The organism is Haloarchaeobius amylolyticus, from assembly GCF_026616195.1.
GTDB classification, from domain to species: Archaea; Halobacteriota; Halobacteria; order Halobacteriales; family Natrialbaceae; genus Haloarchaeobius; species Haloarchaeobius amylolyticus.
Genome location: NZ_JANHDH010000002.1, coordinates 546,095 through 566,247 on the forward strand (window position 1 = coordinate 546,095; position 20,153 = coordinate 566,247).

The following is a 20,153-nucleotide window of genomic DNA, read 5'->3' on the forward strand; positions in this document are numbered from 1 at the left end:
GCCTCGCTGGCTCACGGGTCGTTCCTCCCCGTTCGCCTCGCGGCACTCCGTGCCGCGCTACTCGGCACACTCGCCAGCACGCGCCAGCCGGCTGTGGAGGCTCTTTCGCCCCGTCTCCGACTCCTCGAGATTCGACTCGAACCTCGACCCGAGGCGCGGTTTTTTGAACGGTCTCGGCGAACTGTCACCAGCTAATGAACCGCCGTCGATTCCTCCGCCGGGCGTCGGGCATCGGGACCTGCGTCGCGCTGTCGGGCTGTCTGGAGTTCGGGGACGACCAGCCGCCCACGCAGGGCCCCGACGACCTGCTGGTGACGAGTATCGGGGCACAGCCCGACGGCGGGAACGTGACCCTCGCGGTCGAGGTGTACGTCGACCGGTCGGCGCCGACCGAGTTGACGGTCGAGGGTGAGGTCGAGGTGGACGAGACGGCGGCCCGCGAGGCGCGGACGGTCCGGCTCTCGGGGGAGCGAAAGCGCCTGACACTGCAGTTGTTGTTCACGGACGTCGCCTCGTACCCGAGCATCCCCGAGGACATCAGGGCGCGCGCCAGAGTCGGGTACGGCGAGGAGATGTCGGCGTGGTACGAGACGGCCATCTGAGTCACAGGCCGGTCTCGGCACCGGGTTCGGCAGTCACGTTGGACGAATGTCAGGAAGCGGTCAGATGTCTGACGCAGGTTTATGGTTCCCGCCGCACGCGATGTAGGTATGCCGAAGAACCGGGTCGAGGAACTCGAGGCCACCGTCAACGAACTCGAATCGACCGTTCGCGGTCTCACGGAGGAACTCGTCGAGACCAAAGAGCGCGTTCGGATTCTGGAAGCAGAACTGGAAGCAGACCCCCGCAGCGTCGCGCCCGAGACGGCCGACGCCGACACGGCGGAGTCGTCCGAAACCGAGATGCTGGAGCCCGAACCGGGCGTCAGCCAGGAGGCGGCACAGTCCGAGGTGGACGCGGCCGCCGCGATGGCTAATCACGAAGGCGAAGGCGCTAAGAGTGCCGAGGAAGAACCGGACGACGACACCGACGAGTCCGGGCTCGGCGACGACATCATCGTCGCGTAATCCGCGGTCTCCGGCCAGCCCGGGCGACACCCCCCTACCATGCACATCAAAGAGCTCGTTCTCGACAACTTCAAGAGCTTCGGCCGGAAGACACGGATTCCCTTCTACGAGGACTTCACCGTCGTCACCGGGCCGAACGGCTCCGGCAAGTCGAACATCATCGACGCCGTCCTGTTCGCACTCGGCCTGGCCCGCACCCGCGGCATCCGGGCCGAGAAACTGACCGACCTCATCTACAACCCCGGCCACGACGACGGGGGCGAGTCGAGCGGCCCGCGCGAGGCCAGCGTCGAGGTCATCCTCGACAACGCCGACGGGAAGCTCGACCGCGCCCAGGTCGTCAACGCCGCCGGCTCCGAGGACGTCGGGGACGTCGACGAGATACGTATCAAACGACGCGTCAAGGAGACCGAGGACAACTACTACTCCTACTACTACCTCAACGGTCGCTCGGTCAACCTCTCGGACATCCAGGACCTGCTCGCACAGGCCGGCGTCACCCCGGAAGGGTACAACGTCGTCATGCAGGGCGACGTGACCGAGATCATCAACATGACGCCCCACTCCCGGCGCGAGATCATCGACGAGATCGCCGGGGTCGCGGAGTTCGACGCGAAGAAGGCCGACGCGATGGAGGAACTGGAGACGGTCGAAGAGCGCATCAACGAGGCCGAGTTGCGCATCTCAGAGAAGCGCGAGCGCCTCACCCAGCTCGAGGACGAACGCCAGCAGGCCCTGCGGTATCGCCGGCTCCGCCGCGAGCGCGAGCGCTACGAGGGCTACCTGAAGGCGGCCGAACTCGAGGACAAGCGCGAGGACCTCGCCGCGGCCGACGAGAAGATCGAGGCCAAGCAGGAGGAACTCGACGACCTCCAGCGCGACCTCGACGAGAAGCAGGGCAAGGTCGTCCGCCTGCAGGAGGACCTGGAGGACCTCAACGCCGAGATCGAGCGCAAGGGCGAGGACGAGCAACTCGAGATCAAGCGCGACATCGAGAGCCTCAAGGGCGACATCTCGCGGCTGGAGGACAAGATCGCCGCGAGCGAGGAGGCCATCGAGGAGGCCGAGAACAAGCGCCGGGACGCCTTCGTCCAGATCGACCGCAAGCAGGAGGAGGTCGACGACATCGAGGCCGAGATCCGCGAGACGAAGGTCCAGAAGTCCTCGCTGAAGGCGGACATCCAGACGAAGCAGGCCGAACTCGCGGACGTCCAGGCCGAGATCGACGCGATAGACACCGAGTACGACGAACTCAAGGCCGACCTCCAGGCCCGCAAGGAGGACCTGGACGAGCAGAAGGACGCGAAGAACGAACTCCAGCGCGAGAAGGACCGCCTGCTCGACGAGGCCCGGCGACGCTCGAACGAGGCCAGCGAGATCGAGACGGAGATCGAGGAGACGCGGGCCGAGATTCCCGAGGTCGAGGCCGACATCACCGACCTCGAGGACGAACTGGAGAAGGCCCGCCGGAACGTCCTCAACATCGAGGGGGTCGTCGACGACCTCAAGGCCGAGAAGCAGGAGCGTCAGGGGGACCTCGACGAGGTCGAGGACGAACTCCAGGCCAAACAGCAGGAGTACGCCGAACTGGAGGCCAACGCTGGCCAGTCCGGTGACTCCTCGTTCGGTCGCTCCGTGACGACCGTCCTGAACTCCGGCATCGACGGGGTCCACGGCGCGGTCGCCCAGCTCGGCAGCGTCGACCCGCAGTACGCGACCGCCTGCGAGACGGCGGCCGGCGGCCGGATGGCCAACGTGGTCGTCCGGGACGACGTCATCGGCCAGCGCTGTATCGAGCACCTCAAGTCCCGGAACGCGGGCCGGGCGACGATGCTGCCGATGAACAAGATGCGCGACCGGTCGCTCCCGAGCGCGCCGAACGTCCCCGGTGTCGTGGACTTCGCGTACAACCTCATCGACTTCGACCAGCAGTACGCCGGCATCTTCAGCCACGTCGTCGGCGACACGCTGGTCGTCGAGGACCTGGACACCGCCCGCGACATGCAGGGGGACTACCGGCTGGTCACGCTCGACGGCGACCTCGTCGAGAAGTCCGGCGCGATGACCGGGGGCTCCTCGAAAGGGTCCAGATACTCCTTCGACGCCTCCGGCGAGGGCCAGCTCAAGCGCGTCGCCGAACGCATCTCCGAACTGGAGGACGAGCGCCAGTCCATCCGCGAGGACGTCCGCAGCATCGAGTCGCGGCTGGACGACGCGCGCGACCGCAAGAGCGACGCGGCCGACGAGGTGCGCTCCATCGAGAGCGACATCGAGTCCAGGGAGAGCGAGAAGGAGCGCCTGGAGTCCCGCATCGCCGAACTCGAGGAGCGCCAGCAGGAGATCCAGGCCGAACGCGAGTCGGTCGACGAGGAGATGCAGGAGATCGAGGCCGGCATCGCCGAGCGCAAGGAGGCCATCGCCGAGATAGAGGCCGACATCGAGGAGCTGGAGTCCGAACTCGCGGACTCGCGCATCCCCGAACTCACCGCGGAGGTGGAGTCCATCGAGGCGGAGATCGACGACCTCGAGGACCGGACCGACGACCTCGACGGCGACCTGAACGAACTCCAGCTCGAGAAGCAGTACGCCGAGGAGGCCATCGAGGGCCTGCACGACGACATCGAGGCGGCCCAGAACAAGAAGGCCGAACACGAGGAGCGCATCGCGGACATCGAGGAGACCATCGACGAGAAGGAGGCGGAACTCGAGGCCAAGCGCCGGAAGGTGCTCGAACTCGAGAACGAACTCTCCGAACTCAAGGACGAACGCGAGGACCTCCGCGAGGACCTGAAGGAGGCCGAGAAGGCACGCGACTCGGTCAAGTCGCAGGTCGACGCGGTGAAGAGCAAGCTCGACTCGCTCACGGACACCCGCGAGCAACTCGCCTGGGAGATCGAGAACCTGGAGGAGGAGGTCGGGGACTACGACCCCGAGGACATCCCGGACCACGACGAGGTCGTCCGCATGGTCGAGTGCTTCGAGGGCGACATGAACGCGATGGAGCCGGTGAACATGAAGGCCATCGACGACTACGACGAGGTCAAAGACGCCCTCGACACGCTGGTCGAGGGGCGTGACACGCTCACCGAGGAGCGCGACGGCATCGTCGAGCGCATCGAGTCCTACGAGGCCCAGAAGAAGCAGACGTTCATGGACTCCTTCGAGGCCATCGACGAGAACTTCCAGGAGATCTTCTCCCAGCTCTCGGCCGGGACGGGCCACCTCCACCTCGAGGACGAGGCGGACCCCTTCGACGGCGGCCTGACGATGAAGGCCCAGCCGGGGGACAAGCCCATCCAGCGCCTCGACGCGATGTCCGGCGGCGAGAAGTCGCTCACGGCGCTGGCGTTCATCTTCGCCATCCAGCGCCACAACCCGGCACCGTTCTACGCGCTGGACGAGGTCGACGCCTTCCTCGACGCGGTCAACGCCGAGCGCGTCGGCCAGATGGTCGACGAACTCGCGGGCCGCGCGCAGTTCGTCGTGGTCTCGCACCGCACCGCGATGCTCGACCGGTCCGAGCGCGCCATCGGCGTGACGATGCAGCAGGACAACGTCTCGGCGGTGACGGGCATCGACCTGTCCGAGGGCGGTGACGTCGACGAGGAGGTGCCAGCCGATGACTAGCGACGGTCCGGAGCAACGCGGAGGACCGTCGGAAACCCGAACGGGGAGCGAAGCGACCCGGGAGGAGAGCGAGGAACCGGAGCGAAGCGGCGGCTCCTCGGAAGGCGCGAGCGGGGAGCGAAGTGACGACGAGAACCCCGAGAGCCTCCTGAACATCGCGGGGCACGAGGACCGGACGCCGCCCGGTGAAGAAGAGAACCCCTTCGGCGGCGACGCCGACGGAGAACCCGCCGAATCCGCACAATCCGACGGGTCAGCGGACCCGGACGAGTTCTACGCGGGCGACGAGGACGACCTCGACGAGGTGCTGGCCGAGGACGAGGAGGACGCCGAGGCGGACGAGGCCGAGCAGCCGGCCATGGACGAGGTCCTGCCCGACGACGACGCGATGGTCGACGGCGACGAGGGCGCGGTCGAGCCCGTCGAGTTGCTGGTTCAGTTGGCCAAACGGGGCGACATCGACCCGTGGGACATCGACATCGTCCGCGTCACCGACGAGTTCCTCGACGCGCTGGAGGACGCGGACCTCCGGACCTCGGGCCGCGCGCTGTTCTACGCGAGCGTCCTGCTCCGGATGAAGGGCGACGAGCTCATCCACGGGAGCGACGACGACGAGGACGAGGAGGAACTCGCGCCGTGGGAGCAGCCCTTCGCGGACGAGGCGCCACAGGAGCCCCCGGACCCGGACCACGACCCGGTCGCGGGGCTGGAGGCGGAGATGGAGCGCCGGCTCGACCGCAAGCAGGTCCGCGGGACGCCGGAGACGCTGGACGAACTCGTGCGGGACCTGCGCGAGGCCGAGCGCGGGTCGTGGTGGAAGCGCCAGCGCGAGTACGACACGAGCGACTCGCCGCGGGGCTTCCAGCGCGGGACGCAGACGCTCGACTACCACTCGGGCGACGACTTCCGGGTCGACGACGAGCCGACCGAGGACGAGGTGACGGGCACGACCCACGAGGAGGACATCGAGGAGATCATCGACGACGTGCGCGCGGCCCTGCACGAGCACTACGACCAGGGTCGGGCGGAGGTGCTGTACGCGGAGATCGACACGGTCGGCGGCTCGCGCGTGCAGACGTTCCTCGCGCTGTTGTTCCTCGCCCACCGCGGGCAGGTCCGGCTCCAGCAGGACGAACTGTTCGGCGACCTCTGGGTGCAGGACCCGACCGCGGCCCGTGGCTCCGAGGAAGCGGTCGCGGACTGATTCTCGCGGCCGACCCGGAGACGGCGTGGGTTCTCTTCGCGTCGTAGCCGGAGTTACCGTCCCTCACTACCGAACTGGTAAGGCAACACACCGAGGTCGCACCTCTCCGTAGGTCGGGCCGTCCCACACCGATCTCTCACCCGGTCAGGGACGACCGTTTTTCAACAGACGAGACAGTCGTCGACCCGTCGAGGTCGCCTCACGTGTGAAGCCAGTGACACGGCATTTTCGATACACGGTGTTGGGGTATTGTAAACTATAACTCTCGAATCGACATTTCAATCGGCTGTACGGAACGGTCATATTCTCCACCAACGTATTCGTGACGCATGGGGGTCATTGCCGATTTCACCGTGGGCGCCGAGGACTTCGACCTGGGCGCACCGACGGAGGGGGGAACAGAACTGAACATCGAGGTCGAACCCATCGTGCCCGCGTCCGATCAGGTGTTCCCGTACGTCTGGGTCACCGGAGAGTACGAGTCGTTCGAGGAAGGTATGGAGGCGTGTGAGTACGCCGAGCACTACGAGTTCGTCGAGCAACTCGGCGAGCGACGCCTCTATCGCATCACCTGGAACGAGGGCATCCACGACCTGCTGGCGTGTTTCGTGGAGGCCAACGGGACGATTCTCCGCGCGCGCGGCGGGAACGGCTGGCGCTTCACCGTCCGATTCCCGGACGATGCGAGCGTGAGCAAGTTCCACGGGATGTGTCAGGAGCGCGACATCCACCTCGACCTGCACCGGCTCACCCACGTCGAGGAGGGTGCCGACAGCGCGGCCGACGAGTTCGGCCTGACGCCGGAACAGCGCGAGGCCCTGATGCACGCGGTGAAGACGGGGTACTTCTCGATTCCGCGCCAGTCGACGCTCGACGACATCGCCGAGCAGTTCGACATCTCGAACCAGGCGGCCTCCGAGCGCATCCGGCGCGCGACGGAGAAGGTGCTGCGACAGGCGCTCGTCGACCAGGTCGACGCGCTCGTCGAGCACCCCTGAGGAACCCGTCGCCGGCTTTCGATTCTTCGCTGTGTCACGGTCACCCGCGACCGCCCGGTTCGTGGTCTGGTACCATATACCGGTTTAGATAGCAAGCACCACGACCAAGTGGCCATAAGGATTATGTAGAGTTGACTGTCGTCCCGGATTTCGGAGGGGGAAGGGGGCGGCAGTCTGGGGGTGCGGGACCCTCCGTCGCAGGCTGGTCCCGCATCACTCGAACGCCGCCGGGCCGACTGGCCCCACACCGCATCCACCGTCAGTCGAAGCCCATCATCACATCCGTCAGGCGTCACCGCAAATCGCTTGCACGTCGGCCCGGCCGGGCGTTCATCGTTCTACGAGGACTTCGCCACCAGCCGCAGGGATTCATTCTTGTACCTTCACGACGATAGCCGTGCCAATGGGACTGCTGAGCGGGTCGGGCGACGCCGACCGCGCCGAGGAACTCTGCGAACTGGCACGGACGGACCCCGACGCGGCCGCGGCCGAGGCGGACGAGCTCCGGGAACTGTTGACCAGCGGTGACACCGACACGCGAACCGCGGCGGCGGACGGCCTCTCCCACCTCGCGGCGTCGCATCCGGACGCGGTCGAGCCGGCCATCGACCGCCTGCTCACCCGACTCGAAGACGGTGACGCGAGTTCGCGCCGGCGCGCCGCCGACGCGCTGGTCGCGCTCGCCGACGCCGACCCGTCGGCCTTCGGCGCCTGGGTCGAGACGACGACGCCGTACATCGAGGACGACGACCCCTACGTCCGGGCGACGGTCGCGAACGTCCTCGCGCTCGTCGCGGCCGACCGACCGAGCAACGTCACCGCGGCGGTCGAGGACCTCTGGACCGCGCTGGTCGATCCCGGCGACTGGGACGTCCGGACGTTCGCGACCGGCGCGCTCGCGGACATCGCGGTGCGCCACCCCGAGGAGGTCGTGCCGGCCGTCGAGCAGACCGTCTCGAACGCCCGCGAGCCCGTGCCGGCGCTCCAGGTCGCGGCGGTCGACCTGCTCGCGGCCGTCGGTGCGGAACGCCCCGGCGTGGTGGACGAGGAGGTGGACGCGGTGCTCGCGTCGGTCGCACAGGACGCGCCGCCGGCCCAGCGCGCCGCCGCGTTGCTCGCCATCGGTCGTCTCGGCCGCGCGGTCCCGGGTGGTGTCCCGACCGCGCTCGACACCGTCGTCCCGGCACTCGCGGCCGACGAGGGCGAGGTCAGGCGGGCCGCGGCGGCCGCCTACGTCACCGTGGTCGAGAAGCACCCCGACGTCCTCCCGACCGACGAGGGGACCCGCCAGCGGCTCTGGTGGCTCGCGGACGAGGTCGACCTGCCGATAGAAGCGGTGCTCGACCGGCTGTCCTAAGCGCTCACTCCAGCCGGTCGCGGAGCGCGCCCAGCCGCCGGTCGACGTACGACCGCCGGCGCTCGTGGCGCCGTGCCGTCTCCTCGACGCCGCGGAGCGTCCGGACGCCGACGACCTCCTCGAACTGGCCGGCGAGGACGCACGTCTCGCTGTCGTTGCCCGACGTACAGAAGTAGGGGTTCTCGAGCCCGGACACCTCGTCCTCGTCGAGCTCTCGCGCCTTCGAGAGCGACAGCTGCATCACGCCGAGGTTGACCGACCGCGACTGGCGGCCCCGCGAGGGGAACCAGCGCTCGTCGTCGGCCTCGACGATGTAGCCCTCGCCACAGAGCGGACAGACCGACCCGACCGCGTGGTCGAGCGTGTCGAGGAACTCGCGTGCGGCGTCCTCGTCGCAGTCCAGCTGGGCGGCGGTCTGTGTGACGAGTTCCGCGTCGTCCTCTGCCATCAGGCTGACGAGGGACGGCGACCAGCAAAAAACGTCCGGTGGTCGGGGTCGCTGTGTGGCTGTGGCGGCTCAGTCGAGGTACTGGCCGGCGAGCAGGTCGACGCGCTCGCGGGTATCGTCCGGGATGGCCTCGCTGGGCGTGTTGATGGTGCCCGCCAGTGCGGACCAGGCGTCGGACTCGAAGTCCTCGGGCATCGACCGGACGGCCTCCTCGACGACCGCGTTGATGGACTCCTGGTTCGCGGCGGCGTTCTCCAGCACCTCGTCGAGGGTGACCTCGTTGTCCGCCTTCCAGACGTCGTAGTCGGTGACGCCGGCGACCGTCGCGTAGCTCATCTCGGCCTCGCGGGCGAGTTTGGCCTCCGGGATGGCCGTCATGCCGACGATCTCCCAGCCCTGCTCGCGGTAGAACTCGCTCTCGGCGCGGGTGGAGTACTGCGGCCCCTCGATGCAGACGTAGGTGCCGCCCTCGTGCAGGTCGGCGTCGGTGTCGGCGCGCTCGGCCGCCCCGGCGAGGTGCTCGACCATCGCGGGGTCGTAGGGGTCGGCGAAGCCCATGTGGACGACCATGCCGTCGCCGAAGAAGGTGTGCTCGCGGTGGCTGGTCCGGTCGAAGATCTGCGTCGGGACGACCAGCGTGCGCGGCGGGAGGTCCTCGCGCAGGCTGCCGACCGCGTTCGTCGCGATGACGCGGTCGACGCCGACGGACTTCAGCGCGTAGATGTTCGCCTTGTAGGGCGCGTTCGTCGGGGTGTGCTGGTGGTCGGGGCCGTGTCGCGGGAGGAAGGCGACCTCCTTGCCGGCGAGTTCGCCGAGCGTGATGTCGTCGGAGGGTTCGCCGAAGGGCGTCTCGACGCTTCGCTTCTCTACGTTCTCGAGGGGCAGGGCCTCGTAGATGCCACTGCCACCGATGACGCCGATGGTCATGCGTGCACGAACTCGTGGCGTGCGTAAAACCGCTACGAGTCGTCGCGGTCGGGGACCGCGTCGCGCACCACGGCGACGAGGTCGGTCGCCCACCGCCGGAAGGCCCCGACGCCGTCGCGGTAGCCCACGAGGTAGGCGAGCAGGTACGTCCCGGCCAGGGTGAGGGCCGGTCCCGCCAGGTACATCGGCCGGCCCTGGACCGCCGGGACCGCCGGCGCGAACAGTTCCTGTGCGACCAGGAAGACGACCGCCGAGACGACGGAGAACTGTATCACGCCGTTGGGGTCGTTCTCCGGGTCGGCGCCGTGGTAGGCGAACGCGAGGAGGAGCGCCCAGCGGACGACCCACGGAGAGGGGACCGTCGCCTGCTGGCCGAGCAGCCAGCCGACCGGGTAGGTCGCCAGCCACGCCGGAATGAGCATCGGGATGGTCCGGCCGAGCCGCCCGAGTGAGGAGGCCGCCGAGCTATCGGTCTCCGTCGCTGACTCGCGGTGCGCGTCGTCTCCCTCGATGCCGCGGCCGTCGCCGGTGTCGCGGTCGCTGCCGGGGTCGTCCGCGCGCCCGGGTACGCGCCTCTCCCGGGCATGCTCGTCGGCCGTGGCCTCTGCCTCGTCAGGCACCGTCGCCCACCTCCAGCGCGTAGAGCCGGGCGTTCGTGAGCGCGAACAGGCGACCCGACCCGTAGGCCAGCGCGTGTGGCTCACCGCCGGCCAGGTCGACGCTCCCGCGGCGCTCGCCGGTCTCCGGGTCGAGCACGTCGACCCCGGTCGGCCGGTGGACGTAGAGGCGGTCCTCGGTCCGGACGGTCCCGCCGACGTCCCCGAGGTCGCCCCGGTGCCAGCGGCGCTCGCCCGACGACACGTCGAAGGCGTAGAGGTCCCCGTCCAGCCCGGTGAGGACCGCAGTCGACACGGTCAGTGTGGCGTCGTACAGTCGCGCGTCGACCTCGACCTCCCACTGCAGGCTGCCGTCGTTCACGTCGAACGCCTGGACGCGACCCGACCCGTCGGAGCCGCCGTAGGCGAGCAGCGTGTCGGTGACGGTCGCGGACCCGCGATGGAGGTACTCGTACTCTGGCGTCTGCCAGAGCCGCGAGCCGTCGGTCGGGTCGTAGGCGCTGTGCCGGACCGCGTCGAGGCGCGTGTCGCTACAGAACAGTGTCCCGTCGCCGTAGGCCACCGGGCCGACGTCGTCGAGCGTCTGCCAGTGCGGCAACCCGCTTGCCGCGTCCCGCGCCTCGAGACCGCCCTCGCCGTGGAGGAACAGGACCGAGCCGACCGGGAGCAGCGTCGGGTCGAGCAGCCAGTGGATGGTCAGGTTCTCGACGTCCGGCAGCTGCCACGCCGGGCGGCCGTCCCGGTCGAGCACGCGGAGGGCCTCGTAGGTCGGCCAGCAGAGGTGGTCGGCCGCGACGACGACGCCACCCGAGCGTCTCGTGTCGGGCGTGTACTCCCATCGTCGCTGCCCGTCGTCGGTGCCGAACGCGTGGAGGCCGGTGTCCCGGGTCGGGGCGACGACGGTTCCGTCGGCGATGGTGAGGCTGTAACCGGCCTCGGCCTCGAAGGCGGCCTCCCACGCGACCGAGAGGGCGTCGCTCCCGTCGACGGGGACGTACCCCTGTCTGCGCGGGGTCCGACCCGGGAGGTGCCACTCCGCGACCGGCACCGACGGGCCGGTGTCGAACGACTCCCGGAACCACGACGGGCGGAGCAACTGGCCACCGGCGAGGGCGCTCGAGCCCAGGAGGAGGACCTGCCGGCGGGAGAGGGACTGGAGGGGACCAGGCATGGTCGGGACATATCTGTCTGGAACTAAATATCTCGTGGAGTGCACTGGTCCTGCGAGGGGTCCGGGCCGTGCCACGTGCTACCGGCCCCTAGACGTATTGATACGTCTGGGGACCGTTTCGATTCGTAATGGCTGAACCGCAGGTACAGAACGACATCACCGAGGGTGAGCTGCTCGGCCCGATGCTCCGGCTCGCGTGGCCCATGGTGGCCATCCAGCTTCTGCAGGTCGCGTACAACCTCGCCGACACGGCGTGGCTCGGGGCGTACTCCTCGAACGCGGTCGGCGCGCTGTCGGTGGCGTTCCCGCTCATCTTCTTCCTCATCTCGGTGGGCGGGGGGTTCACCGCGGCCGGCGCCATCCTCGTGGCGCAGTACACCGGCGCGAAGAGCGACGGGTCCGCCGGCCTCGTGGCCGGCCAGACCATCGTCTTCGTCGGTGCGTTCTCCGTCGTCATCGGGCTCCTGGGATTCCTGCTGACGGACGCGATGCTCGGCGTCCTGCCGGCCGACCCCGCCACGAAGACGCAGGTCATCCCGCTGGCCGCGGACTACATGCGCCTGTTCTTCCTCGGGTCGCCGTTCCTCTTCGGCTTCTTCGTCTTCGTCTCCCTGCTGCGGGGGTACGGCAACACCCGGACGCCGATGCGCATCATGTTCGTCTCCGTCGTCGTGAACGTCGTGCTCGACCCGCTGCTCATCTTCGGCGTGGGCCCGTTCCCCGCCATGGGCATCGAGGGCGCCGCCATCGCGACCGTGTTCGCCCGCGCCGTGGCGACCGTGCTCGGGTTCTACATCCTGTTCGCGACGACGGTCGGCCCGACCATCCGGCGCGAGCACCTCGTGCCCGACCTGCCGACCATCCGCGACATCGTCCGGGTCGGCGTCCCGAGCGCGGCCGAGCAGTCGATGGCCTCGCTGGCGTTCATCACGCTCACCGCGATGGTCGCGACGTTCCCGCCCGCCGTCATCGCGGCCTACGGGCTGGGCAACCGGCTCATCTCGCTGGTGTTCCTGCCGGCGATGGGCCTCGGGCAGGCGACGAACACCATCGTCGGCCAGAACCTCGGTGCCGGGAGACCGGAGCGCGCCGAGCGCGCGGTCTGGATCGCCGCCAAGCTCGCCGCGGGCGTGTTGCTGGTCGTCGCCCTCGTCGTCTTCGCGTTCCCGACGACCATCCTGCGGCCCCTGATGAGCGCGGACACCGCCCAGGCCGCCGAGACGCTGCGCTACGGGAGCGAGTACCTCCGCATCGTCGCGGTCGCGTTCGTCGCCATGGGGCTGTTCCCCGTGTTCCTCGGCGCGTTCCGCGGCGCGGGCAAGACCACCACGGCGCTGGTGTTCTCGGCCGTCGCGCTCTGGATCGCCCGGGTGCCGGTGACGTACTACCTCGTCTTCGACCTGGGCTGGGGCACGACCGGCATCTGGACCGCGGTCGCCCTCGGCGACGTGGTCGGGGCCATCGCCGCCATCCTCTACTTCACCCGGGGGACCTGGAAGTCGACCATCGTCGACACCGGGGACGACGCGACGCCGGGCGCAGAGACGGTCGCGGCGGCGGGGCAGGACGATTGAAACGTGTAAACGGGGCAAGGGCTTTTTATGTCATCGGTCTGTCGTGCCTGCCGGGATGGATAGACGACGCTTCCTGAAACGAAGCGGTGTTGCACTGGCATCGACGACACTCGCGGCGACGCCCGTCGCGGCCGCCGGGGACGGCGACGCGCCGAACGACCAGGTCGAGACGACGCTGGTGAGCCCTGTCGGTGACGACTTCACCGTGCCCGCGGGCTCCTGGGTCGACCATCGACTCGGCTGGGTCGACCGCCACGAACCCTCGAAACGGGCGTACATCGAGGAGTACCTGGAGAAACTGAACTTCATCAGCTACACCATCGACGGTGAACCGGTCGAGAACCCCGACGACTACTGGAACGAACCGTACGTGAACGAGAACGATTACTGGACGATATACTGGGAATACACGACGCCCCCGGTGGACCCCGGTGTCCACGAGGTCGCCTGGACCATCGAGTACGAGGAACCCATCGACGACGGCGACAGGGTGTTCTCGGGCGGTCCCTACACGCTCTCGTCGGAGTTCGAGGTCGTCCCGGGGAAGAAGGGTAACGGGAAGGGCAAGAACTAGCCGCGGACCGCCTCGTACGCTTCTTTCGCCGCCTCGAACAGCTCACGCCCGAACTCGGTGTTGAGCCGCGGCTCGGCCGTCGCGAAGAACTCGTCGAGGTGGTCGTACTCCGCGAACGCCTCGGCGTCGCCCGGCTCGTACCGGTCCTCGCGTTCGTAGACGACGGCCTGCAGGCACATGTCCACGAGGTCCATGTCCTTCACGAAGCGGGCCTCGGGCGTCGCACGGGCCTCGTACTCGGCCCAGGCGTCGTGGGCGTGCTCGAATCCGGCGAGCAGGTCGGCCGCGGCGGCCGTCTCCGCGGCCTCCTTCTCGGCCGGGTCGTAGCTGTCTACCGTCTCGTCGGCCCTGGTCGCCCAGTCGCCCGTCTCGGCCTCGGCCACGTCGTGGACCACCGCGAGCCGGAGGGCGCGGTCGGGGTCGACGCCGGCCTGCTCGGCGAACAGCAGCGTGAGGTAGGCGACGCCCCACGAGTGCGCGGCGACCGACTCCGGGGCCACGACGCCGCGGAGCTGCCAGCCGGTCCGCGTCTCGTCCTTGAGCGCGAGCGCGGAGAGCAGGGGTTCGAGTGCCGGGTCGGATTCCTGCGGGTCCTCGTCGGTCATGGATGCGAGTGAGAACGGAGACCGCCGAGTCTCTTACGACCCGAGTCGGCCGCGGACCCCCGCAACGATTCGCTCGCGGCGGATGACCGCCTCGCCGATACCCCAGACGAGCGCGACGACGACCGCGAGCCCGCCGTTGAACAGTGCGCTCAGGGGCATCCAGTTCGGTATGGCCCACGGGCCGTAGTGCTGTATCTTGTCGACGCTCCAGCCGACCACGTCGCCCAGCACCGGCACGCCGTCGGTGGCGAACTCGGCGCGCTGGAACAGCGTCGGCTCGCCGCTGTGGGCGGCGTGGCCGGCCGAGCCGGAGAGGTCGTACGACCCGGAGACGTTCAGGTCGCGCATGGTCGGGCCGTCGGGTTCGTCGCCCAGGTGCATGCGCTCGGCGTCGTAGGGCGCCCACGGGACGTAGTACTCCCAGACGATCTCACCCGTCGGCGTCACCTCGACGACGCGCTGGTTCATCGAGTCGACGATGAGGGTGTTCCCGTTCGGGAGGCGGTCGGCGTCGCGGGGCCACTGCAGTTTGTCGTCGCCGACCGCCCAGACCTGGGTCCACGAGCCGTCCTCGTAGGTGTACTCGACGACGCGGTCGTTCTCGCTGTCGGCGACGAGGACCGTCTTCTGGCCGGACTCGGTCTCTAAGTACTGCGGGTTGTGCTGCTCGTTCATGATGCCGTACTCGTCGTCGCTCCCGAGCCGCCACGTGATGTTCTTGGTCTCGCGGTCGATGGCGATGACCTGGTCGAAGTCGCGCGGCGAGACCATGTAGGTCCCGTTCGCGATCTTGTCGACGTCGTTGACGTGGGTCCAGTCGTGGTCGAGTCCGCCGTCGGTCGACAGGGGGTAGTGGTTCCGGAAGTACCAGTGCCAGGTGATGCGGTCCTCGTTCAGGTCGTAGACGAAGACGCCGTCGTAGCTGGTGCCGTTCGAGGAGTTCTTGATGTTCGCGACGAGCAGTTCGTCGCCGTTGATGAGGTCCACGTCGTGGGTGTCTTCGATGTCGAGTCGTTGCTGCCACTCTCGCTCGCCGGTGTCCGGGTCGAGCCGGGTGACGAGCGTCTGGCCGTCCGCGGTGGTGTTCGTGACGAGCAGGTCCCCGTCGGGGAGCGGGTCCACGTCGTAGAACCGGGTGCCGGGGATGTCGGTCGTCTCGCGTTCCCACTGGAGCCGTGCGTCCTCGGAGAGGGCGACGAGCCGGACCGGTTTGTCGGGGTCCGCGGGGCCGGTGAGGCTGGCGTGCCAGCCGTGGGTCGAGACGACGGTCGTCCCGTTCGCGGGGTCGGTGACGGTCCCGCGCTGCAGTTCGGGAGGCTCGTAGGTGGCAGTCGCGGCGACGCTACTCAGCGTGAGGAGGACGAGGACGACCGTCAGGGCGATGCGGATCCGGCTGGCTGAGACTGTCTCGGAGGGGACCATCGACGGATGCGAGGTGTGTCAGTCCAGCAGTGTCCAGCCGCCGTCGGTGGCCTCGACGACCTCCCGGCGGGTCATCTCGCTCATGACCTCGTCGAGGCGGTTCGGCTGGGCGATCTCCATCTCGATGCGCTGGAGGTCGTGCTGCTCGGCGAGGAAGTGGCGGATGTCCTCCTTGGTGTAGACGGACTTGTCGTTGCGGTCCATGACGCCGCCGATGATGTCGATCATGTCCTCGATGAAGTTCCACGGGTAGACCATCCAGGCCCACTCCTCGAGACGCTCGCCGATGTAGTCCGGCTCGAACTCGCTGGTCTGGAGGAGCTGGAGGGTCGCGGTCCGGACCTGCCCGGCGTTGCGCTCCTCGACGTACTCCTCGGCGCGCTTGATGGAGCCGCCGGTGTCGGCGATGTCGTCGATGATGAGCACGTCCTTGCCCTCCACGCTGCCCTCTGGCATCGGGTAGCGGACCTGGGGCTCCTCGGCCTTCTGGGCCGTGCCGACGTAGTGCTCCATCTTCAGGCTGGTCAGGTCGTTCAGCCCGAGGAAGTCACAGATACATCGCCCGGCGAACCAGCCGCCGCGGGCCAGCGCGACGATGACGTCGGGCTCGAACTCGTCCGCCTTGACGTCGTTGCTGACGTCGCGGCAGAGACCGTAGATGTACTCCCAGTTGGTGATGGTACAGTTGAAATCGTCCGGGAGGTCGCTCATACCCGCCACTCCGGAACGTCGCTACTTAACGGTTTACAGGTTCGACGAGGGCGTTCTCACTCGATGCGCGTGAACATACCCCGTGAGGCTGGTGCGGTCGGCTCGAAGCCCCACTGCTCGTAGAACCCCTCGACGTCCGCCATGAGGTTCACGTAGGCGGTCGGGGGCGCGTGCTGGGCGAGGTAGGTCATCAGGGCGTCCACGATGTCCGTGCCGAGTCCCTTCCCCTGGTGGGCGGGGTGGACCGCGACGTCGACCAGCTGGAAGACGGTCCCGCCGTCGCCGACGATGCGGCCCATGCCGACGACCTCCTCCTCGCCGGTCACCTCGCTGTCGGTGACGACGGTCACGCCGAAGGTGGTGTTGGGCAGGCCGCGCCGGGCCGCGTTCAGGCTCCGTGGTGCCATCCCGGCGGCCTCGCGCAGGGCGACGTACTCCTCGGGCGTGGGGAGGGTCTCGCGGAGTTCGTAGTCCATGGGTGTGAATCGAGTCGGGGACCTGTAACGATGTCGAGTTCCGGTGCCGTCGATTCCCGGCAGACGAAAGGTCGATTTATGATAGCTGCGATACAAGACGAGGACATGGACGACGCCCTCCCCCGCAGACGCCTCCTCGGCAGTCTCGCGACCGTCGGTACGGCCGCCCTCGCCGGGTGTTCCAGCGGCGAGCAGGAGACGGAGACGACGACCGGCCCCGCGACCGATACGACGACGCAGACGGCCACCCCGACCGCGACCGACACCACGACCCAGCAGCCGACCGGCGAACCGCTCTCCGAGGCGGAGTTCGTCGCCCGCGCGCAGGCCCTCACGCTCGACCTCGCGAACGGCGCCTACGACGACCTCACCGACGAGTTCGTCGGGCAGGCCGCCGAGCAGGTCTCCGCCGACCTGCTCCAGCAGGCCTGGAACTCCCAGACCAGCGACAAGGGGTCGTTCACCGGTATCGCGAGCGCCGAGTACACCGAGCAGAACGGGACGCACGTGGTCACTGTTCGCGCGTCCTTCCAGAGCGGCGTGTTGCTCGTCAACTGGGGCTTCGACGACACCGGGGGCGTGGTCGGCCTGCGCCTGAACCAGCCACAGGCTGCCTGGAGCGCGCCCGACTACGTCGACCAGTCCAGTTTCACCGAGTCGACGCTCTCGCTCGCCTCGCCGGCCTGCGACCTCGGTGCGACCCTGACGATGCCGGCCCGGTCCGGCGACGTGCCCGGCGTGGTGCTGGTCCACGGCTCCGGGCCGAACGACCGCGACGAGACCATCGGTCCGAACAAGGTGTTCAAGGACCTCGCGTGGGGCCTCGCCTCCCGGGGTGTCGCGGTCATGCGGTACGACAAGCGCACCTTCGCCTGCGACGTGTCGGCCACCGACCAGGTGACCATCGACGACGTGACCGTCGACGACGCCGTCACCGCCATCGACCGGCTCGCGGACGAGGACCGGGTGTCTTCCGTGACCGTCGTCGGGCACAGCCTCGGCGGGCTGGCGACTCCCCGCATCGCCTCGCGGGCCGACGTATCGGGCGCGGCCATGCTCGCCGCGCCCATCACCCCGCTCTGGGAGCTGATCCCGGAACAGATCCGCTACCTCGCCGAACTCGACGGGACGGTCTCCGAGGCCGAACAGCAGCAACTCGACTTCGCCGAGAGCGCGTCGAACCGCATCGGTGGCGGCTCGTTCGTCGACAGCGAGACGCTGCTCGGCTTCTCCGGGACGTTCTGGCGCAGCCTGAAGACGTACGACCACGTCGCGACCGCGAACGAGCTCTCGGTCCCGCTGTTGCTCGCACAGGGTGGCAGGGACTACCAGGTCCCGCCCGAGGAACTCGACGGCTGGGCCGTCGCGCTGAAACAGGAGACGGTCTCGTTCAAGTCCTTCGCGGACCTGAACCACCTGCTCATGCCCGGAACCGGCCCGTCCGACCCCAGCGAGTACCTCGTCCAGAACCACGTCGGCCAGACCCTCGTGGACGAGCTGGCCGAGTTCGTCGGCGCGGCGTGATGGGCGGACGTGCCGGTCGCCCCCATACGATTACCAGCAGATAGGGCCATCCCTCGTTACCACTGTGCTTTTCCGTCACTCGCATCTCCCACCTAGTACGACCATGGCCGACCCCCTCCCTCGCAGGAACCTTCTGCAGACCCTCGCGGCCGGCGGACTCGCCGCCCTCGCCGGCTGCTCGGGTGGCTCCGAGACGGACGCCCCCGCCACGACGGCCCCCGACGCGGTCCCGAACACGGGAGTCAAGACCGCGACGGACCGGCCCGCGACCGGGGCGACGGGGACCGCCGATTCGACACGGTCGACCGGCGACACGGCCGACGGGACCGGAACCGGCCCACAGACCGACCCGGGGACGACGGCAGGGTCGACGACCGCGGGTGACACCCCGACCGGCGGGACGACGACCACGCGGGGGACCACGGCGCGGCAGACCACGGACGGACAGGAGGGCGGGGGCGGCGGTGGGGGAGGCGGTGCGGACGGTGGCGACGGTAGCACCGGAGGTGGTGGCGGCGGTGGCGGTGGAGGGGACGATGGCGGCAGCGATGGCGGCGGCGCCGAGACCACCGCCCGCAGTCCCTCGCAGTTACGAGCGCGGGGGCGCGACCTGACCGAGGCGCTGTCGGCAGGCCGGTACGCGTGGGTGGCCGACGCCTTCGTCGGGAGCGCGGCCGAGACCGTCACCGCGACGAGCCTGCGGGACGCCTGGGCGACCCAGACCCGGGGACTGGGCACGTACACCGGTATCGAGCGCACCGAACACCTCGTCTCGGAGGGCTACGACGTCGTGCTGGTGCAGGCGACGTTCGAGAGCGGCTCCCTCGTCGTCGCCTGGACGTTCGACGCGGGCGGCGTCGTCGGCATCTGGCTCGCGGAGCCGGACCGTAGTTGACCAGGGCGACCGCACGGACGCCAGTTTCTTGCCCCGATAGGTCCTCGTGGCGCCCATGGATACCTATCGCGCGTTACAGGTCGACGCCTTCACCGACGAGCCACTGGCGGGGAACCCGGCGGGGGTCATCCCCGACGCCGCGGGTCTGACGGCCGAGCAGATGCAGCAGGTCGCGCGCGAACTCGCCGTCTCCGAGACGGCGTTCGTCCTGCCGAGTCCGAGCGCGGACCACCGGCTGCGGTTCTTCACACCGACTCAGGAGGTCGACCTCTGCGGGCACGCGACCGTCGCGGCCTTCAGCCACCTCCACGAGGACGGCGAACTCGACGCCGGGGAGTACAGCGTCGAGACGAACGTGGGCGTCCTCGACGTGGCGGTGGACGACGACGGGACGGTCTGGCTCACGCAGGACGCGCCACACGTCAGGGAGGTCGAGCCGACGTACGAGCGCGTCGGTGAGGCACTCGGCATCGACGAGGCCGCACTGACCGACGTGGGTGCTGACCTGCCCCTCGCGGTCGCCTCGACCGGCGTGCGCTACCTGCTGGTCCCCGTGAACTTCCTCGAACACCTCGGGAACGCCGACCCGGACCTCGACGCGGTCGCGGCCCTCGCGGACGAGTACGACGCGCTCGGGGTCTATCCCTTCACCTTCGACGCCGTGGGTGCCGACGCGACCCTCCACGCCCGGATGTTCGCGCCCGGCGCGGGCATCCCGGAGGACCCGGTGTGTGGTACCGGTGCGGGCGCGGTGACCGCGTACCTCGACCACTACGGCGCGTTCGCCGACGAGTTCCCGGAGGAGGTCGTCGTCGAGCAGGGCCACTACGTCGACCGCCCCGGGCGCGTCCGGGTCCGGACCGCACCGGTCCGCGTGGGTGGGCGGAGCGTGACGGTGCTGGACGGCTCGCTGGTCGTGCCGGACGCGGAAGAAGACGAGATTCTCGAAGCCTGAG

Annotated in this window: 19 protein-coding genes; 11 read left to right on the forward strand and 8 right to left on the reverse strand. The window is 68.9% G+C overall.

The window, feature by feature from the left end; translation table 11 throughout:
- Positions 1–194: 194 nt before the first annotated feature.
- From NOV86_RS15065 to NOV86_RS15090, 6 genes are all read left to right on the forward strand, one after another.
- The gene (locus NOV86_RS15065) at positions 195–602 is read left to right on the forward strand and encodes a hypothetical protein (protein ID WP_267642436.1); all 408 of its coding nucleotides are present in this window, start codon (positions 195–197) and stop codon (positions 600–602) included.
- 108 nt (positions 603–710) lie between these two features.
- Positions 711–1,067, forward strand: coding sequence for a DUF7518 family protein (locus NOV86_RS15070; RefSeq protein ID WP_267642437.1), 357 nt, complete (start codon positions 711–713; stop codon positions 1,065–1,067).
- A gap of 39 nt (positions 1,068–1,106) precedes the next feature.
- Entirely contained in the window at positions 1,107–4,694 is a 3,588-nt protein-coding gene (smc, locus tag NOV86_RS15075) for a chromosome segregation protein SMC (protein ID WP_267642439.1), read from the forward strand.
- Positions 4,687–5,898 carry a segregation and condensation protein A gene (locus NOV86_RS15080; RefSeq protein ID WP_267642440.1) on the forward strand — a complete coding sequence of 404 codons (1,212 nt, stop codon included), beginning with the start codon at positions 4,687–4,689 and terminating at the stop codon, positions 5,896–5,898. The genes smc and NOV86_RS15080 overlap by 8 nt, the downstream gene beginning before the upstream one ends.
- 329 nt (positions 5,899–6,227) lie before the next feature.
- Positions 6,228–6,896 carry a helix-turn-helix domain-containing protein gene (locus NOV86_RS15085; protein WP_267642441.1) on the forward strand — a complete coding sequence of 223 codons (669 nt, stop codon included), beginning with the start codon at positions 6,228–6,230 and terminating at the stop codon, positions 6,894–6,896.
- Positions 6,897–7,299: 403 nt separating this feature from the next.
- A complete protein-coding gene (locus NOV86_RS15090) occupies positions 7,300–8,253 on the forward strand; it encodes a HEAT repeat domain-containing protein (RefSeq protein WP_267642442.1) in 954 nt (317 codons plus the stop codon).
- 4 nt (positions 8,254–8,257) lie between these two features.
- Here the strand turns inward: NOV86_RS15090 and NOV86_RS15095 are convergent, their stop codons facing one another.
- The 4 genes from NOV86_RS15095 to NOV86_RS15110 all read right to left on the reverse strand — a co-directional run bounded on the left by NOV86_RS15095 (position 8,258) and on the right by NOV86_RS15110 (position 11,416).
- Positions 8,258–8,701 carry a hypothetical protein gene (locus NOV86_RS15095; RefSeq protein ID WP_267642444.1) on the reverse strand — a complete coding sequence of 148 codons (444 nt, stop codon included), beginning with the start codon at positions 8,699–8,701 and terminating at the stop codon, positions 8,258–8,260.
- Positions 8,702–8,770: 69 nt separating this feature from the next.
- Complete coding sequence (gene mtnP, locus NOV86_RS15100) at positions 8,771–9,628, reverse strand: S-methyl-5'-thioadenosine phosphorylase (protein ID WP_267642445.1); 858 nt, start codon at positions 9,626–9,628, stop codon at positions 8,771–8,773.
- 32 nt (positions 9,629–9,660) lie between these two features.
- A complete protein-coding gene (locus NOV86_RS15105) occupies positions 9,661–10,248 on the reverse strand; it encodes a hypothetical protein (RefSeq protein WP_267642446.1) in 588 nt (195 codons plus the stop codon).
- Positions 10,241–11,416, reverse strand: a complete 1,176-nt coding sequence (locus NOV86_RS15110) for an outer membrane protein assembly factor BamB family protein (RefSeq protein WP_267642447.1) — start codon at positions 11,414–11,416, stop codon at positions 10,241–10,243. The genes NOV86_RS15105 and NOV86_RS15110 overlap by 8 nt, the downstream gene beginning before the upstream one ends.
- Positions 11,417–11,544: 128 nt before the next feature.
- Between NOV86_RS15110 and NOV86_RS15115 the strand changes: the two genes are divergently transcribed.
- Positions 11,545–12,990: an MATE family efflux transporter gene (locus NOV86_RS15115; RefSeq protein ID WP_267642448.1), complete on the forward strand. Its 1,446-nt coding sequence runs from the start codon at positions 11,545–11,547 to the stop codon at positions 12,988–12,990.
- A 55-nt stretch (positions 12,991–13,045) separates the two neighbouring features.
- Entirely contained in the window at positions 13,046–13,564 is a 519-nt protein-coding gene (locus NOV86_RS15120) for a hypothetical protein (RefSeq protein WP_267642449.1), read from the forward strand.
- Here NOV86_RS15120 and NOV86_RS15125 read toward each other — a convergent pair.
- Genes NOV86_RS15125 through NOV86_RS15140 form a run of 4 tightly spaced genes read right to left on the reverse strand, consistent with a single transcriptional unit; the run spans position 13,561 to position 16,778 of the window.
- Positions 13,561–14,169, reverse strand: a complete 609-nt coding sequence (locus NOV86_RS15125; RefSeq protein ID WP_267642450.1) for an HD domain-containing protein — start codon at positions 14,167–14,169, stop codon at positions 13,561–13,563. The genes NOV86_RS15120 and NOV86_RS15125 overlap by 4 nt on opposite strands.
- A gap of 33 nt (positions 14,170–14,202) precedes the next feature.
- The gene (locus NOV86_RS15130; protein ID WP_267642451.1) at positions 14,203–15,591 is read right to left on the reverse strand and encodes an outer membrane protein assembly factor BamB family protein; all 1,389 of its coding nucleotides are present in this window, start codon (positions 15,589–15,591) and stop codon (positions 14,203–14,205) included.
- Positions 15,592–15,609: 18 nt separating this feature from the next.
- Positions 15,610–16,302 (reverse strand): phosphoribosyltransferase, encoded by a 693-nt coding sequence (locus NOV86_RS15135; RefSeq protein WP_267642452.1) that lies wholly within the window; start codon positions 16,300–16,302, stop codon positions 15,610–15,612.
- Between the two features lie 56 nt (positions 16,303–16,358).
- Entirely contained in the window at positions 16,359–16,778 is a 420-nt protein-coding gene (locus NOV86_RS15140) for a GNAT family N-acetyltransferase (protein WP_267642453.1), read from the reverse strand.
- A gap of 105 nt (positions 16,779–16,883) precedes the next feature.
- Here NOV86_RS15140 and NOV86_RS15145 point away from each other — a divergent pair, with 105 nt between their 5' ends.
- From NOV86_RS15145 to NOV86_RS15155, 3 genes are all read left to right on the forward strand, one after another.
- The gene (locus tag NOV86_RS15145; protein ID WP_267642454.1) at positions 16,884–18,302 is read left to right on the forward strand and encodes an alpha/beta hydrolase; all 1,419 of its coding nucleotides are present in this window, start codon (positions 16,884–16,886) and stop codon (positions 18,300–18,302) included.
- A gap of 103 nt (positions 18,303–18,405) precedes the next feature.
- Entirely contained in the window at positions 18,406–19,197 is a 792-nt protein-coding gene (locus NOV86_RS15150; RefSeq protein WP_267642455.1) for a DUF3887 domain-containing protein, read from the forward strand.
- A gap of 55 nt (positions 19,198–19,252) precedes the next feature.
- The gene (locus NOV86_RS15155) at positions 19,253–20,152 is read left to right on the forward strand and encodes a PhzF family phenazine biosynthesis protein (RefSeq protein ID WP_267642456.1); all 900 of its coding nucleotides are present in this window, start codon (positions 19,253–19,255) and stop codon (positions 20,150–20,152) included.
- Position 20,153 lies beyond the last annotated feature (1 nt).

Excerpts from the sequence above, each read along its gene's own strand:
- NOV86_RS15065 (WP_267642436.1), top strand. The coding sequence starts at position 195 with ATGAACCGCCGTCGATTCCTCCGCCGGGCGTCGGGCATCGGGACCTGC.
- NOV86_RS15070 (WP_267642437.1), top strand. The coding sequence starts at position 711 with ATGCCGAAGAACCGGGTCGAGGAACTCGAGGCCACCGTCAACGAACTC.
- smc (WP_267642439.1), top strand. The coding sequence starts at position 1,107 with ATGCACATCAAAGAGCTCGTTCTCGACAACTTCAAGAGCTTCGGCCGG.
- NOV86_RS15080 (WP_267642440.1), top strand. The coding sequence starts at position 4,687 with ATGACTAGCGACGGTCCGGAGCAACGCGGAGGACCGTCGGAAACCCGA.
- NOV86_RS15085 (WP_267642441.1), top strand. The coding sequence starts at position 6,228 with ATGGGGGTCATTGCCGATTTCACCGTGGGCGCCGAGGACTTCGACCTG.
- NOV86_RS15090 (WP_267642442.1), top strand. The coding sequence starts at position 7,300 with ATGGGACTGCTGAGCGGGTCGGGCGACGCCGACCGCGCCGAGGAACTC.
- NOV86_RS15095 (WP_267642444.1), bottom strand. The coding sequence starts at position 8,701 with ATGGCAGAGGACGACGCGGAACTCGTCACACAGACCGCCGCCCAGCTG.
- mtnP (WP_267642445.1), bottom strand. The coding sequence starts at position 9,628 with ATGACCATCGGCGTCATCGGTGGCAGTGGCATCTACGAGGCCCTGCCC.
- NOV86_RS15110 (WP_267642447.1), bottom strand. The coding sequence starts at position 11,416 with ATGCCTGGTCCCCTCCAGTCCCTCTCCCGCCGGCAGGTCCTCCTCCTG.
- NOV86_RS15115 (WP_267642448.1), top strand. The coding sequence starts at position 11,545 with ATGGCTGAACCGCAGGTACAGAACGACATCACCGAGGGTGAGCTGCTC.
- NOV86_RS15120 (WP_267642449.1), top strand. The coding sequence starts at position 13,046 with ATGGATAGACGACGCTTCCTGAAACGAAGCGGTGTTGCACTGGCATCG.
- NOV86_RS15125 (WP_267642450.1), bottom strand. The coding sequence starts at position 14,169 with ATGACCGACGAGGACCCGCAGGAATCCGACCCGGCACTCGAACCCCTG.
- NOV86_RS15130 (WP_267642451.1), bottom strand. The coding sequence starts at position 15,591 with ATGGTCCCCTCCGAGACAGTCTCAGCCAGCCGGATCCGCATCGCCCTG.
- NOV86_RS15135 (WP_267642452.1), bottom strand. The coding sequence starts at position 16,302 with ATGAGCGACCTCCCGGACGATTTCAACTGTACCATCACCAACTGGGAG.
- NOV86_RS15140 (WP_267642453.1), bottom strand. The coding sequence starts at position 16,778 with ATGGACTACGAACTCCGCGAGACCCTCCCCACGCCCGAGGAGTACGTC.
- NOV86_RS15145 (WP_267642454.1), top strand. The coding sequence starts at position 16,884 with ATGGACGACGCCCTCCCCCGCAGACGCCTCCTCGGCAGTCTCGCGACC.
- NOV86_RS15150 (WP_267642455.1), top strand. The coding sequence starts at position 18,406 with ATGGCCGACCCCCTCCCTCGCAGGAACCTTCTGCAGACCCTCGCGGCC.
- NOV86_RS15155 (WP_267642456.1), top strand. The coding sequence starts at position 19,253 with ATGGATACCTATCGCGCGTTACAGGTCGACGCCTTCACCGACGAGCCA.